The organism is Pantoea septica (genome assembly GCF_002095575.1).
GTDB lineage: Bacteria > Pseudomonadota > Gammaproteobacteria > Enterobacterales > Enterobacteriaceae > Pantoea > Pantoea septica.
In genome coordinates, this window is record NZ_MLJJ01000011.1 from 28,087 (window position 1) to 42,969 (window position 14,883).

Below are 14,883 nucleotides of genomic sequence, written 5' to 3' on the forward strand. Positions count from 1 at the left end.
TTGCTGTTAACGACGGCCTTCAGCGATAGCGGTAACGGCTTGCAATTCAGCGGCTTCCTGCTCTTGCTGCTCCTGACGATCGCGCACGTCGAGGATCTGGTTGGTGATCAGGCCTTCTTCGATTTCGCGCAGGGCGATAACGGTGGCTTTATCGTTCTCTTCCGGAACCAGCGGATCTTTGCCGCCTACCTGCATCTGACGTGCACGACGTGCAGCGACCAACACCAGGTCAAAACGGTTACCAATTTTTTCTACTGCGTCCTGAACGGTTACGCGTGCCATAGGTGTGCTACTCCACAGATGAAGAAATGACTGGGCATAATACTGAAACTGACTTCAGACTGCCAATAGTTTGCTGATTAAAGCATCATGACGCGCCTTCTGGCGCCCCATGCGCAGGCGTTCAGCGCGGATGATGGTCTTCAGATCGGACAGCGCCAGATCGAAATCATCATTGATAATTAAATAGTCGTATTCGGCGTAGTGGCTCATCTCGGAAACCGCCTGAGCCATGCGGCGGGCAATCACCTCTTCGCTGTCCTGACCGCGGCCGCGCAGACGGCGGTCCAGTTCGTCTTGCGAAGGAGGCAGCACGAAGATGCTGCGCGCGGCGGGCATTTTCGCACGGATCTGCTGCGCGCCCTGCCAGTCGATATCAAGGAACACATCGACGCCGGTGGAGAGCACCTGCTCGATCGCTTTGCGCGACGTGCCGTAATAGTTGTCGAAGACTTTTGCATGCTCGAGGAAGGCGTCTTCCGCGATCATCGCTTCAAATTCATCTTTTGAGACGAAGTAATAGTGTTCGCCATGGGCTTCACCAGGACGCATGCCGCGGGTGGTGTGAGAAACAGACACCTGCGTATCGTACAGCGGTTGTGTCTTCAGTAACGCCTGAATCAGGCTGGATTTACCCGCGCCGCTGGGGGCGGAAACAATAAAAAGCGTGCCTTGAGCCATGGTCTTCTTGAATTGAGTAAAGAGCGGAGTCGATTTCCTGCAAAGTATACACGGCTTAGGGCCGTCACGCAGCGTTTGCGCATGGCGCTGCGCTAAATCTTTTGCGGCGCGGCGCGTAAAACCGCCTTTTCCAGCCTGCAAACGCCTCTTTTTTCTGCCTGTTCCCTTCCGTTCTGCTTTTTTGGCTGTCGTCCTGTTGCTTCCGTGCCGCTTCAATAGGCGAAACGTCAAGGAGGCTCATTATGAAAGAGACGCTACGCCTGCTGCTGTGCCTGTTGTTGCTGGCTGCCGAGCCGGCATACGCGCTTTGTCCCGTATGGACGCCTGCGCGCGCCGGAGAGGAGATCGCCCGTCTGCAGCGGCAGCTGGAGCGCTGGGACGAAGCCTACTATCGCGATGGCAAGAGCCTGGTCAGCGATGCGGACTACGATACGCTGCTGCAGCGGCTGAAAAGCTGGCAGGGCTGCTTCGTGCCCGCCCGCCCGGCCTATGACTCTCAGCTGCCCGCCAGCGGCAGGGTCGCGCATCCGGTGGCGCATACCGGCGTAAAAAAAGTTCGCGATAAGCTGGCGCTGGCGTACTGGATGCAGGATCGGCGCGACTTATGGGTGCAGCCGAAAATCGACGGCGTCGCGGTCACGCTGGTCTACGAGGCGGGGAAGCTGGCGGCGTTAATTAGCCGCGGCGATGGTCTGCACGGCGAGTCCTGGTTAGCGAAAGCGCCCTATATTCCCGCCATCCCGCTGAAGATCGAGAGTGATGCGCCGCAGGTAGTGCTGCAGGGCGAACTCTTTCTGAAGATGACCGATCATCAGCAGTGGCGCGACGGCGGCAAAAACGCGCGGGCGCAGGTAGCGGGCGCGCTGATGAGTCAGAACCCTGTACCACTGCTGGCCGATATCGGTCTGTTTATCTGGGGATGGCCGGATGGGCCCGCCGCGATGACGGATCGTCTGCGGCAGCTTGCCGGCTGGGGACTGGGTCTGGCGCAAATGTGGAGTCAGCCCGTACGCGACGAGGAGGAAGTCGCGGTCTGGCGCGATCGCTGGTTCAACGCGCCGCTGCCTTTCGCAACGGACGGCGTGGTGGTGCATCAGACGACGCGTCCCGCCGGACAAAGCTGGATGCCTGGCGAAGGCGACTGGGCGGTGGCGTGGAAATTTGAGCCGCCGGACGTCACCAGCGAAGTACGTTCGGTAGATTTCACCACCGGCCGCACAGGCAATATTACCGTGGTGCTCACCCTTCAGCCGGTCGCGCTCGACGACAAAATCGTCCGGCGCGTGAACATCGGCTCGCTGCGACGCTGGCGGACATGGGACGTTATTGCCGGCGATCAGGTGGCCATCAGCCTGGCGGGACAGGGCATTCCTCGTCTGGAAAGAGTGATATGGCGAGTCGCAAAACGTGATTACCCGCAGCCGCCGGATGCTGAAAGCTTTACGCCGCTCAGCTGCCTGAGCGTCACGCCCGCCTGCCGCCAGCAACTGCTGGCGCGGCTAAGCTGGCTAAGCCAGAAATCGGTGCTGGATATCGCCGGCGCGCAGCGCAGCACCTGGCTGCGGCTGCTGGAGAACCGCGCCATGTCGCATCTTTTCTCCTGGCTGACGCTGACGCCAGAGCAAATCGCGCAGAGCCCAGGCATCAGCCCGACGCGCGCGCAGCAGCTCTGGCATCGGTTCAATCTGACCCGTCAGCAGCCGCTGCGCCGCTGGATCGGCGCGCTCGGCATACCGCTGCCGCGGCGCGCGCTAAATGCCTTGCCGGACAAGAGCTGGGATGACGTGCAGCAGCGCGACGTGCAGCAGTGGCAGGCGCTGCCGGGCGTTGGCGCGATCCTGGCGCAGCGTATTCACGCCATGTTGCAGGACGCGCGCATACAAAAACTGATCGCTTTTCTGCGACAGCAGGGCATTCCGGGCGGGGTCAGTGCTCCGGGTGCGGATAGTTGAAAACAGGCAGTCCAAGCCGGAAGCGCAGCGCCAGCAGACGCGCCAGAAAGCCGAACAGCAGGGTAATCATCACCACAGCCTCATGCGCCAGCGAAGTTTTCAGCAGCAGGATATATATCCAGCCGGAAGCGAAGGCGATACCGGCATAAAGCTCTTTCTGAAACACCAGCGGAATACGATTACAGAACATATCGCGCAGCACGCCGCCGAATACGCCGGTAATCACTGCGGCGATGGCGGCAATAATCATTGCATGGCCGCTGTCGAGCGCGACCTGCGCGCCAATAATCGAGAAGACCACCAGGCCCAGCGCATCCAGCACCAGGAAAACTTTGCGCAGGTGGGTCATCAGCGGCGCAAGCCAGGTCGTCAGCACGGCGGCGGCGGCAACGATCATGATGTATTCCGGATGCTTCACCCAGCCGAGCGGGTAATGACCCAGTAAAATATCCCGCACCGATCCGCCGCCAATCGCCGTGACTGACGCGATGATAATCACGCCGAACAGATCCATTTTGCGTCGCCCGGCGGCAAGCGCGCCTGTCATGGCTTCCGCCGTAATGCCGATGATATAGAGGACGGTTAATAACATAGCTGGCTCCAGAAGGTGGGCGGCAAGGCTACGGGGTGAGTAAAATATCAGCAACTGAGAATTTCTCAGGCGATCGCTTCGCATCAGTTTAACTTATGACGGCCTGCGGAAAAACGCCGACGTAGCGGGAAAGCGAGTGCAGCGCTGCGACTGCTGGATAAGAAAAACGAATTATCGATACAGCAAGAGATGAAGCGAAGCGCCATTGAAACGAGGCTATCAGGGAAGACGAGAAAGAAGCCGCTTAGTCAGTAATCCCTGAGTAAGAAATAAAAATATAGCGTAGATAAAAAGAAAAATGCGTGCTGTCGCCAGCACGCGAATGCATCTTGTCAGATGCCCAGAGCCCACCATACAGACTTGTTTTTATTATGCGATTCTTGCGCGGATGCGACTGTAATCTTTGAGATTAAAACGATATTCCGGCTGAAAGCTCGAGCGGCCATAATAGCAATAGATCAGCATCCTAATAGAGGCCATTGCCAGATAACCCCAGATGGCGCACAGTACCGAAGGCGTCAGCCAGACGGTAAATAGCGTTACGCCAAGTCCAAAAAGCACAGACAGCGTTTCAGTAAATGCGATGCGGGTATATTGCTTTTCGCGCTGTAAAATAGCGCGATAATGCTGTCCCTGCGGGATAATAATAAAAATAACAGAGACCATTTCCAGCATAATGGCTATTTCAGGCTGCTGCAGGTAGTTGCCGATAAGATCGCTGCCGGTAAACAGTACGGCGAAAATAACCAGGCTCAGCAGCATATTGCCCCAGTAAAGCATCGACTGATCGCGTACCGACAGCGTGCCGCTGCGGATCAGCGCATTGGAATAGCTGCGGTCAGCCAGCGTATCAATGACCAGCAGCCCGATGATGGCGATCGCCAGCAGGTTCAGCTCGTTAGCCTGCAGTATTTGCGCCAGTAAAGAGAGCTGAAGTACCCCAATGCCGATGATTTTAATCGATGAAAGAATCGACCACTTTGCGCCGGTAAAGCTTCGTTCACGTATCGCCATGATATGCTCGTTAGGTACAGGTACCGAGTAAAATGTGACGTATGAAATAGCAGGCTATTTCACATCAATAATTAATGCCATTCGCCTGCGCGAAGTCCAGACGCAGTACGCCAGGCTTCACCAGTTATTATTGATTCAATGCGATGGATTTCGGAAACGTAAATAATTTCCCCACTATTATTATTATCCCGGGACAGGGCCGTCTTTTCTGTGGTTAACAGAAAAGCGGCCAGGTCCTGGGCAAATCCCTTTATATTTTTATATTCTCCAGCCAGCATCCTACCGGCGATCTCAACAAGTTCTTCTTCTGACAGCAGAGCCGTAGTTGAGCAATCCATTTTTATTTCCTGGTGTTGTTATTTTTAAGTGTTGCTGTGTGTGGCTAATTTATACCTCGTTTTTTTTAATTCCACACCATAAGAAAAGTCTGATAACTTCGCTGCAGAAATAAATGGATTCACTCTTTGCATGAAATTTTTTTAACTTCCGTTCTAAAGGTTTATTAATCGTTGTGCAGTAAAAAGGGTAAACCGCGGGTATAAAAAATGCGCACGCGCAGAGAATGCATGTATTTCAGGCGTTACAGCGAAACGGCAGGGTTCGCTACCCAGGACTTTTCCCGGATAGCGGGCTTTAATGAAACTGTTGTGAATCGAGAAGATGGCTTATGAAAAAGGTGAAAGCGCTTATGCGTTTTTACTGAACTTTTTTCACTTTTCTGAGCCGTAAGGCCCAGCCATGACTAAAGATCGGCGGCTTCTTCGCCGGTTTTACTGGGTGAGCAGCCGGTTGAGACGCGCGAGATCGCTTCTTACCCATTCAATATCCTGAGAAAACTTCCCGTCAGACATAAGTGGCTGGCGATAAACCACCATCACGACTTCCGCGCCCTGTTCATTGGCGACCACGCGCATCGGCATATAAATCTCTTTACCAAAGCCGCTGTCAATCCAGTGATCCATGACGCCAAAGGGATTATGCGGGGTAAAGCGAAGCTTTAGTGAACCTTCCGGCCCGCGAGCGCGCCAGTAACTGCCTTCCTGCTCCAGCGTGCTGCTGCTCAGCCCAGAGGCCCATTTGGCGAAGTATTCCGGCTTCCAGATCGTTTCATATAAATCTAACCAGTTACGCGCAATGGTCTGACTGACAACCTGGGACAACAACATGCTACCTCCGGAACCGGGTTAAAAAGGCATTAAAGCATGTTGGGCGCAGGGGGAGAATCGCGCGCAGCCAGAAGTGTGGCGCAGACAGGGTTTCATCCGGCAGGCCGGGCGGCCTGCCGGGAACGATCAGAGGAAACGTCCGCGCGCGTCAATCGACTGGCGCTCTGCGCGACCATCGGCGTGACGCAGCACATAACTATCCGACTGCGCCATAACCGCACAGCTGTGATTGGGGTAAATACGGAGCAGGGTGCCAACGCGGGGCGCGCTGTCCTGCCTGGCGATAAAGCCATGCTCCTCCGACAGCTTGCTAATCTCATAGCAGGTGCCGCTCTCATCGACGGCGACGCCGAAGCCGCTGGCGCTGGTGCCGTGCGGCCCTTTATCGGAACTCAACATTTTAGAACCCGCATCGATAATGATGAAATGGCGGTTTACCGCAACCACGCGAGCGATCACGCTCAGCGCCAGCTCGTCAACACGGCTCAGGCCTAGGCGGCAGGCGGTCAGATCGAGCAGGGCGTAGTTTCCCGGACGGATCTCATCGGTTCCGTCGGCCACCGGCGCGGCGAGCGCTGTAGGCGTCGCGCCAACGGAAACAGGGCAGTAGGCGAAACCCGCTGCGCGCAGCTGGCCTTGTACCTGCTGCATCAGTCGCGCCTCTTGCTGAGCGATCTCCGCAATGGCGTCGCGGTTCCCCGCGCCGTAGGCGTGCCCGGCGTGCGAGACCAGACCGGCAAAACGTAGCCGCGCCGCCTGCATTGCCTGCGCCAGCCTTACCGCGTCGTCGCGATGCGGATCGACGCCGATACGGTGGAGTCCGACATCTACCTTAATCGCCACCCCAACGTCGGCATCAGGCTGCTGGCGTAGCGCCTCGGCAATAGCGGCTATGCCATATGGCGCATCGACAATTAAGGTAACTTTCGCCTGATGCTGCGCCGCCAGCGTCAGCAGCTGCGCAATGCTGTCGGCGCGAATCACCGGATAGGCCAGCAGGATGTCGCGCTCGCCGCCGTGAATAAAGACTTCGCCTTCGCCTGGTTTGGAGACGGTGATGCCGCAGGCGCCCAGCGAACGCTGGCGGCGGGCAATATAGAGGCTTTTATGCGTTTTGATATGGGGACGAAGCGCGACGCCTGCGCGACTGGCTTTCTCCTGCATAGTCTGCAGATTGCTTTCCAGCCTGTCGGCGTCGATTTCAATATAGGGCGTGAGGCGATCGTCAGGCAGAGGACGTTGCCAGCGTTGGTTCATATCCATACGAGGTTCCTGCACAAACAGAGAGAGCCTCATCATTCAGCAATCTGCTGCGAGATGCCAGCCGCAGAAAGCGAAAACCGCATCATGATGGTCGTCATGATGCGGCTGCGGAACAGACTAAACGTAGAGCGATGCTTCACCCGGCGGGCGGGTTTTGAAGCGGCGGTGCAGCCACAGATACTGCTCCGGCGCACGCAGAATCTGGCTTTCGATCACCTTGTTCATATAGGCGGCGGCGGCGGCTTCATCGGTATGCGGGTAGTTTTCCAGCTCGGGATCGATAATCAGCTGATAGCCGTAATTATCGGGATTGCGGATCAGCGAGATGGTCAGCATCGCCGGATTGGCCAGGCGCGACAGAACAAAGGTGCCGTTGGTGGTCGCGGCTTTCTCAACGGCGAACAGTGGAGCGAAGACGCTGCCTTTCGGACCGTAATCCTGATCCGGCGCAAACCACACTGATTCGCCTTTCTTCAGCGCATGCACCATACCGCGCAAATCGCGTCGATCGATCATTGCCTTGTTGGATCGCATACGGCCTTTGGTCTGCGCCCACTCCATCGCCCGGTTGTTGTGTGGGCGGTACATCGCCATCATCGGCTGACATAAACCACTGATGCGGCCGCCCAGCTCCAGCGACATAAAGTGCACGCCGATAACCATTACGCCGCGCTTCTGCTCCATGGCGGACCGCAGATGGTGCAAGCCTGACACCTCAAACAGTTTTTTCACCGCGCGATCGGACCAGAACCATGCGATGCCGGTTTCCATCAGCGCCATGCCCAGCGAAGCGAAGTTGCCCGCGATCATGCGCTCTATATCGTGTTCGGCAATGCCGGGAAAGCAGAGTTCGATGTTGCGTCGCGTAATACGTTCCCGACGCTTAAGGAAATGACGAGAAAGCGTGCCGGCGTTGGCGCCGAGACGCATCAGAAGAGGATAAGGAAGCTGAACCAGCAGCCACAGGATGCCCAGACCTAACCAGGTTAACCAGTAACGCGGATGCAGCATTGAACGGCAGAAAGCTCCGGTCTTTTTCATAGCGCACCTTTATGTGATGAATGTATGTATCGCATAAAGAAGCACTTCCCTAAGTTCCCCAGGCGCTACAGCTTGTAGTCAATCGGACCGGCACATTAGCAAAAAGTGCCGCGAAAGAAAGTGAAACTGCGGAATCATATGGAGATGAATGTTTCATTGAACGGGTGATTATCGTTAAGAGAAAGAATGTTGTCGATAGAATAAACATTAAAAACAGTGTGTTAGTTAGATTCCGAAGCGGCAGCCTATAGCAGAAGCACTAACATTAAGAGTGGTCTGGAAATGAATGCTTATGTTTATTTACGCAGAATTTACGCTAGCGGAGAGAGAAAACGGCCAAAAGCTCGCCCAGAGGCGAGCCTTTCGTATAGCAGATGTCGCCTGTCACTCGATGATCTGAAGCTGAATGTTGATTACAATAAAATAAATAATATTTATCAACATTTTAATGGATGATTCTTGTGACAGTTTCATATTTGTAAAAAAGTTCTAAATGCAAATTTTTCCTATCGTTGGAGCAAAAATCAGGTGCGGAATGCCCTAATGTAGTGAAACTTCATATTCATAACGTCAGTTTTGCGTGGTAAGGCTAAATTAGAGCGGCAAGTATCAAAATTGACGAGATCATCCCGGTATTTTCTGCCTGTTTTCGTGTTCTCCAGGATAACCGCGCCAATTTCTATAATATCCATCTGTTCCCACTCGATAAGGTGAGTAGGATCAGGTTACTTATAGAAGATGATCATTCCCGCATGAGCAAGCAGAAGTAACTCTGCTTCTTCACAATCGAGATGTTTGGTTGCCAGCGGTAGGGGGTAATAATCAAATAGTGCGATAAAATCACTCATCTGCTACGTTCTCCATCCACGCAATCGCTTTACTGAAAGGAGCTTGAGGCAGGCGGTAAGGCGTTGCCGCTTTTCTCTCCGTCGAGATAGGCTCCCGGCCATTTTGCTGCTTCCACAGATCTGGTGCAAGTAGGTTAGAGCGGATGATTTTATTGCTGTCCCCATACGAGGGAGAGGGATTCTATTCGTCTTTAAGTTTTATTATATTACCGTTTTTTTTATATGGTATTCGCCATCATTTACTGTAAATATAGCGCCTCTGTTTTTGCTGTAACTGATTGAAAAAACCCTATCTTTTTCGATGCAGTTTATAGGGGGAGGCATATCAATAAAGCAAAGCCTGTCATATTTCCCTTCCTCTTTATAACCCTCTCCAAATAACCAGACGGTCAGATAAAAATAGCCATTTTTATCAGGTTTAGGAATGCCATATTTATCTTTTAGTATATCCTTATTTTTTAGCCACCAGTTAATTTTTCCTTTATCAGTCGGCGGGAAACTGTTGACCAAAAGATCACTAAAACCACTACTTCTGTGATGAACGGCTATGATCTCCACGGGACGAAGAGACAACCAAAGCCAATAGCTAATTAGCACGCAGCCAGCCAGAAAGAGCAGAACAATAGTTTTCTTGTTTTTCACTCTCATTTGCGAGTTCCTGTAATTTCTATGGTGGCTTCCATATTGGTCATGAATGGCTTGAAGCAAAACTGATTGTACCGCTGGAGAACAAACCAAATGCGGAAGAAATGGAGCTGGCTGAATTTTGTTTTCAGAATATCATCGCTATCCAGACCAAAATGATCCTGGACTTTATAATGTACCACTGCGCGGAAACGGCCATTATCAAGATGTAGCGATTTTATGGCGATATGCGTTGCCCAGGTATCATGGACGGTAATACCCATGCCGTTATAATTATCCTGGAATCTGTCGAATTTTGGCAACCTTCCACCAGATAAGGCTTCATACAACTTTGCCTTTTCAATAGATGGATAAATATTATTTTCCCAGTCTATATTGTCTTCAAACGCTTTCTGCAATAACAAGCGTGTACTATTTTCCTTTGAGTTATCCCTGATAATATGCTCTTTCAATGCTCTGTCCAGCGAAACATCGCGGAAGGGCGTACCATTGCCGTGCTGCATGTGAGTGATCATCTTTTCGATCAGGTGGCTGTACGGCCCGTAAAAGGAAAACTTGCGGGATAACGAGCGAAATTCATCAAACAGCATTGCGGCGCACTGCCGTCGGGTAATCTTTTCACCCTGGCCGCGCAGATTACAGCAGAACATGGACTGGGGACGATCCATTGAGGAACGCCGGGTAAGCGTCCAGGGATCAACCCGGTCAGAAATGTAATCCAGCCGGTAATGGGATTTTAACTGTGCTTCGGTTAAGTCGCCGCAGCGCATATCTTTAGCGCCGTAGTCGTCCATCCGGTTTTGGGTTTTGAATAGGGTGCAGGGTAACTGTAGTGCAGCCATCGTGACACATTCCTTGTGTTATCGTCCTTTGAGGTCTTCACAGAGAATAATACGCGGTGAAAGGTCAGAGTGTAAATATTGTACAGCCTCTGCCCGTAAATTTTTGCGGATTCGGGGCAGGGGGAATGATTTTATTGCTGTTTCTACGCGAGAGGAGCGGTTCTAATCTGATTTATTTTTTATCATCTTACCGCTGTCGTTTAGACGATATGTACCGCTATCCAAAGAGAAATAAGTCCCGGTATTCTTACTGCTATTCACCATTAGAACAGAATTTTTATCGATGCAATTTATTGGTGGTTTCATATCAGTAAAACAACGTCTATCATATTTGCCTTGTTCCTTGTATCCATCGCCAAAATCCCAAAAAATAACAGCAAAATAGCCAGAGGATGATGGTTTAGGAATGTTATATTTTTTTTCAACATATCTTTATTTTTTAGCCACCAGTTGATTTTACCCCTATCCGTAAATGGGAAAGCTTTAACTAAAACAGAAGCATGGCTACCATCCTCATGAACGGCGACAATCGCCACCGGACGCAGTGATAACCAAAGCCAGTAACCTGGCAGAACACAGGCAGTCAGGAAAACCAGAATCAAGATTTTTTTATTTTTTACTGTCATTACGCCCTCCAGTGATTTCTGCGGTAGCTTCCATGTTGCTTATAAAAGGTTTAAAACCAAACTGATTGTATCGCTGGAGAACAAACCAGATGCGGAAGAAATGGAACTGGCTGAATTTTGTTTTCAGTATATCGTCGCTGTCAAGGCCAAAGTGATCCTGTACTTTGTAGTGCACAACTGCCCGGTATCGATCATTTTCAATATGTAGTGATTTTATGGTGATATGTGTTGCCCAGGTGTCATGGACGGTGATCCCCATGCCGTTGAAATTATCCTGGAAGCGGTCAAATTTAGGGAGTTTTCCATCCAGGATGGCATCCATTAGTTGATATTTTTCACTTTCCGGAAAATACTTGTTTTCCCAGACGATGCCTGTTTTTAAGGCTTTTGATAACAGAATGCGTGTACTGTTCTTCTCTGACGAATCCCTGATAATATGCTCTTTCAATGCCCTGTCCAGCGCCATATCGCGGAAGGGCGTACCATTGCCGTTCTGCATATGAGTGATCATCTTTTCGATCAGGTGGCTGTAGGGCCCGTAAAGGGAAAACTTGCGGGATAACGAGCGGAACTCGTCAAACAGCATTGCTGCGCACTGCCGTCGGGTAATCTTTTCACCCTGGCCGCGCAGATTACAGCAGAACATGGACTGGGGACGATCCATTGAGGAACGCCGGGTAAGCGTCCAGGGATCAACCCGGTCAGAAATGTAATCCAGCCGGTAATGGGATTTTAACTGTGCTTCGGTTAAGTCGCCGCAGCGCATATCTTTAGCGCCGTAGTCGTCCATCCGGTTTTGGGTTTTGAATAGGGTGCAGGGAAACTGTAGTGCGGCCATCGTGACACATTCCATGTGTTATCGCCCTTTGAGGTCTTCACAGGGAATAATACGCGGTGAAAGGTCAGAGTGTAAATATTGTACAGCCTCTGCATGTAATTTTTTGCAGATTCCGGGCAGGTGTAATAAATCGTGCGCCGTGGCACCGACAAAATCAGTCTTTCTGGTGGAGCTCTGCATGGACCGTTTACCCATCGGGATACATCGCCGTCAATGCTGGCAATCGTAAAGCCTGCTTCCTGCATCAGTAACATATCTACAGCCTCGCCAGTTGCCTGGCGTTCTTTCGGTTCCACCAGCCGGGAGTATTCAGGCACGATGCGCAGGCGTGGATTTTCAGCTGTATGGCTTGCAGTCTGGTACACCAGCATCGAATAGCGCTTTAAAACAGGCATCAGCATCTGGATTGCACCGGGGGTGCTGTCGTCAATATCAGTGCCACCAAACGCACACGCCGCCATATTTGACACAATACGCCGCAGCCTGGCTTCTTTCGTCGGAAGTGAGAACCATCGTAGTTTTTCATTCTCTTTGCGGCGCTCTGCCTTTGTCATTTCTGGTGTGATGGAAATTTGCACACATTTAGATAAAATTGCCTTGCTGAGGTCAGAAAAGCAGTTAGCGGTAAACCGGGCAGGGGATGATTTTTTGCTGTCTCTACGCGAGGGAAAAACCTAATCTGTATTAGTCGCGACTTGATCTGACATATGGCCTTGAAAGGTTGAGAGTTACCGGTTTGATATGGGTATCGAATCCTTATACAAAATACGGGGTAATTCTCATCCTTCATACTGCCAATCCCGTTATCAAACACAAAGCCGGTTTGCTTAATCTGGCGGAAGAACTCAGCAATGTATCGAAAACCTGTAAAATCATGGCCGTTTCACGTGATACATTTTATCGTTACTGCGAACTGGCCGATGAAGGTGGCGTGGATGCTTTGATAAACCGGAGTCGCCGCGCACCAAACCTTAAGAACCGTACCGATGATGCTACTGAGCGGTCTGTTATTGATTATGCCGCCAATGGAAACGTTACTTGATGGAAAGCGCATCTGGGCTGAGAAAAATTTAAGCCAGATGTAATCTAACAGATACCTGTATAAATAACCGATAACTGTCAGATCAGGCCTGAGCTAATACACTAATCTGACTTATTTTTTACTATATTACCGCTGTCATTTATACGATATGTTCCGCTATCTAAAATGAAATAAAGCCCGGTATTCTTACTGTTGTTCACCATAATGAGCGAATCTTTATCAATGCAATTTATTGGTGGTTTCATATCATCAAAACAGAGTCTGTCATACCCATCAGTTTCTTTATATCCATCACCAAAATACCAAAAAATGACGCTAAAAAAACCATCTTGGGCAGGTTTGGGAATGTTATACATGTCCTTGAGCATTTTCTTGTTTTTCAACCACCAATTTATTTTCCCTTGTTCGGTCAGTGGGAAATTTTTTACCAAAACATCGCTATAGTTACGTCTTTGATGAACGGCTACGATCTCTACGGGGCGCAACGATAACCAGAGGAAGTAACTCAGCAGGGCGCAAATAACCAGTAATAAAGCACAAATAAATTTTTTATTTTTAGATTTCATAACGGCCACCGGTAATCTCTACAGTGGCTTCCATATTGGTCATAAATGGTTTAAAGCCAAACTGATTGTAGCGCTGGAGAACAAACCAGATGCGGAAGAAATGGAACTGGCTGAATTTTGTTTTCAGTATATCGTCGCTGTCAAGGCCAAAGTGATCCTGTACTTTGTAATGCACCACTGCTCGGTATCGGTCATTTTCAATATGCAGTGATTTTATGGTGATATGTGTTGCCCAAGTGTCATGGACAGTGATCCCCATCCCGTTAAAGTTATCCTGGAATCTGTCGAACTTTGGTAATTTACCACTTAGCACTGCATCTCTTAATCTGTCTCGGTTTTCTACTGGAAAATGCTTGCTTTCCCAGTCTATGTTTGTTCTAAAGGCTTTCGATAACAAAATGCGTGTACTGTTTCTCTCCGAAATGTCTTTAACTATGTTTTCTTTCATTGCACTGTCCAGCGACATATCCCTGAAAGGCGTACCATTGCCGTGCTGCATGTGAGTGATCATCTTTTCGATCAGGTGGCTGTAGGGCCCGTAAAGGGAAAACTTGCGGGATAGCGAGCGGAACTCGTCAAACAGCATTGCTGCGCACTGCTGTCGGGTAATCTTTTCACCCTGGCCGCGCAGATTACAGCAGAACATGGACTGGGGACGATCCATTGAGGAACGCCGGGTAAGCGTCCAGGGATCAACCCGGTCAGAAATGTAATCCAGCCGGTACTGGGATTTTAACTGTGCTTCGGTTAAGTCGCCGCAGCGCATATCTTTAGCGCCGTAGTCGTCCATCCGGTTTTGGGTTTTGAATAGGGTGCAGGGTAACTGTAGTGCAGCCATCGTGACACATTCCTTGTGTTATCGTCCTTTGAGGTCTTCACAGAGAATAATACGCGGTGAAAGGTCAGAGTGTAAATATTGTACAGCCTCTGCATGTAATTTTTTGCAGATTCCGGGCAGGTGTAATAAATCGTGCGCCGTGGCACCGACAAAATCAGTCTTTCTGGTGGAGCTCTGCATGGACCGTTTACCCATCGGGATACATCGCCGTCAATGCTGGCAATCGTAAAGCCTGCTTCCTGCATCAGTAACATTTCTACAGCCTCGCCAGTTGCCCGGCGTTCTTTCGGTTCCACCAGCCGGGAGTATTCAGGCACGATGCGCAGGCGTGGATTTTCAGCTGTATGGCTTGCAGTCTGGTACACCAGCATCGAATAGCGCTTTAAAACAGGCATCAGCATCTGGATTGCACCGGGGGTGTTGTCGTCAATATCAGTGCCACCAAACGCACACGCCGCCATATTTGACACAATACGCCGCAGCCTGGCTTCTTTCGTCGGAAGTGAGAACCATCGTAGTTTTTCATTTTCTTTGCGGCGCTCTGCCTTTGTCATTTCTGGTGTGATGGAAATTTGCACACATTTAGATAAAATTGCCTTGCTGAGGTCAGAAAAGCAGTTAGCGGTAAACCGGGCAGGGGATGATTTTTT

16 protein-coding genes and 3 pseudogenes are annotated in these 14,883 nt (G+C 50.9%); 2 read left to right on the forward strand and 17 right to left on the reverse strand.

The window, feature by feature from the left end; all coding sequences use genetic code 11:
- Positions 1 to 6 precede the first annotated feature (6 nt).
- A complete protein-coding gene (gene rpoZ / locus HA46_RS07895; RefSeq protein WP_013511051.1) occupies positions 7 to 282 on the reverse strand; it encodes a DNA-directed RNA polymerase subunit omega in 276 nt (91 codons plus the stop codon).
- Positions 283 to 336: 54 nt separating this feature from the next.
- On the reverse strand, positions 337 to 960 hold the full coding sequence (gene gmk / locus HA46_RS07900; RefSeq protein ID WP_033754269.1) for a guanylate kinase: 624 nt from the start codon (positions 958 to 960) through the stop codon (positions 337 to 339).
- Between the two features lie 242 nt (positions 961 to 1,202).
- Here gmk and ligB point away from each other — a divergent pair.
- Positions 1,203 to 2,946: pseudogene (gene ligB, locus HA46_RS07905) on the forward strand (NAD-dependent DNA ligase LigB); the annotation flags it as partial.
- Here ligB and HA46_RS20770 read toward each other — a convergent pair.
- The 12 genes and pseudogenes from HA46_RS20770 to HA46_RS20775 all read right to left on the reverse strand — a co-directional run bounded on the left by HA46_RS20770 (position 2,887) and on the right by HA46_RS20775 (position 12,365).
- Positions 2,887 to 3,504 (reverse strand): trimeric intracellular cation channel family protein, encoded by a 618-nt coding sequence (locus HA46_RS20770; protein WP_143807606.1) that lies wholly within the window; start codon positions 3,502 to 3,504, stop codon positions 2,887 to 2,889. The pseudogene ligB and the gene HA46_RS20770 overlap by 60 nt on opposite strands.
- A 369-nt stretch (positions 3,505 to 3,873) precedes the next feature.
- The gene (locus HA46_RS07915) at positions 3,874 to 4,518 is read right to left on the reverse strand and encodes an oligosaccharide flippase family protein (protein WP_084883545.1); all 645 of its coding nucleotides are present in this window, start codon (positions 4,516 to 4,518) and stop codon (positions 3,874 to 3,876) included.
- Between the two features lie 71 nt (positions 4,519 to 4,589).
- Positions 4,590 to 4,856, reverse strand: coding sequence for a hypothetical protein (locus tag HA46_RS07920; RefSeq protein ID WP_033792903.1), 267 nt, complete (start codon positions 4,854 to 4,856; stop codon positions 4,590 to 4,592).
- Between the two features lie 432 nt (positions 4,857 to 5,288).
- Entirely contained in the window at positions 5,289 to 5,684 is a 396-nt protein-coding gene (locus HA46_RS07925) for a hypothetical protein (RefSeq protein ID WP_033792902.1), read from the reverse strand.
- A 126-nt stretch (positions 5,685 to 5,810) separates the two neighbouring features.
- Positions 5,811 to 6,947, reverse strand: a complete 1,137-nt coding sequence (locus HA46_RS07930; RefSeq protein ID WP_084883547.1) for an alanine racemase — start codon at positions 6,945 to 6,947, stop codon at positions 5,811 to 5,813.
- A 117-nt stretch (positions 6,948 to 7,064) separates the two neighbouring features.
- Positions 7,065 to 7,988 (reverse strand): kdo(2)-lipid IV(A) palmitoleoyltransferase, encoded by a 924-nt coding sequence (gene lpxP / locus HA46_RS07935; protein ID WP_033792900.1) that lies wholly within the window; start codon positions 7,986 to 7,988, stop codon positions 7,065 to 7,067.
- A gap of 725 nt (positions 7,989 to 8,713) precedes the next feature.
- Entirely contained in the window at positions 8,714 to 8,836 is a 123-nt protein-coding gene (locus HA46_RS21455) for a hypothetical protein (protein WP_275452036.1), read from the reverse strand.
- A gap of 201 nt (positions 8,837 to 9,037) precedes the next feature.
- Positions 9,038 to 9,484 carry a DUF943 family protein gene (locus tag HA46_RS07940; RefSeq protein ID WP_084883549.1) on the reverse strand — a complete coding sequence of 149 codons (447 nt, stop codon included), beginning with the start codon at positions 9,482 to 9,484 and terminating at the stop codon, positions 9,038 to 9,040.
- Positions 9,481 to 10,323 carry a YPO3983 family protein gene (locus HA46_RS07945; RefSeq protein WP_084883551.1) on the reverse strand — a complete coding sequence of 281 codons (843 nt, stop codon included), beginning with the start codon at positions 10,321 to 10,323 and terminating at the stop codon, positions 9,481 to 9,483. Before HA46_RS07945 ends, HA46_RS07940 begins: the two co-directional genes overlap by 4 nt.
- A gap of 162 nt (positions 10,324 to 10,485) precedes the next feature.
- A pseudogene (locus HA46_RS07950) lies at positions 10,486 to 10,949 on the reverse strand (DUF943 family protein).
- Positions 10,933 to 11,787 (reverse strand): YPO3983 family protein, encoded by an 855-nt coding sequence (locus tag HA46_RS07955; protein ID WP_084883553.1) that lies wholly within the window; start codon positions 11,785 to 11,787, stop codon positions 10,933 to 10,935. Before HA46_RS07955 ends, HA46_RS07950 begins: the two are co-directional and overlap by 17 nt.
- A complete protein-coding gene (locus HA46_RS20775) occupies positions 11,697 to 12,365 on the reverse strand; it encodes a hypothetical protein (RefSeq protein WP_143807607.1) in 669 nt (222 codons plus the stop codon). Before HA46_RS20775 ends, HA46_RS07955 begins: the two co-directional genes overlap by 91 nt.
- Before the next feature lie 203 nt (positions 12,366 to 12,568).
- Here HA46_RS20775 and HA46_RS07965 point away from each other — a divergent pair.
- Positions 12,569 to 12,808 (forward strand): annotated as a pseudogene (locus HA46_RS07965) (helix-turn-helix domain-containing protein); the annotation flags it as partial.
- Between the two features lie 122 nt (positions 12,809 to 12,930).
- Here HA46_RS07965 and HA46_RS07970 read toward each other — a convergent pair.
- The 3 genes from HA46_RS07970 to HA46_RS20780 are packed head-to-tail and all read right to left on the reverse strand — an operon-like array spanning position 12,931 to position 14,811.
- Positions 12,931 to 13,395, reverse strand: a complete 465-nt coding sequence (locus HA46_RS07970) for a DUF943 family protein (RefSeq protein ID WP_084883557.1) — start codon at positions 13,393 to 13,395, stop codon at positions 12,931 to 12,933.
- Positions 13,385 to 14,233, reverse strand: a complete 849-nt coding sequence (locus HA46_RS07975) for a YPO3983 family protein (protein ID WP_084883559.1) — start codon at positions 14,231 to 14,233, stop codon at positions 13,385 to 13,387. Before HA46_RS07975 ends, HA46_RS07970 begins: the two co-directional genes overlap by 11 nt.
- On the reverse strand, positions 14,143 to 14,811 hold the full coding sequence (locus HA46_RS20780) for a hypothetical protein (protein ID WP_143807608.1): 669 nt from the start codon (positions 14,809 to 14,811) through the stop codon (positions 14,143 to 14,145). Before HA46_RS20780 ends, HA46_RS07975 begins: the two co-directional genes overlap by 91 nt.
- Positions 14,812 to 14,883 lie beyond the last annotated feature (72 nt).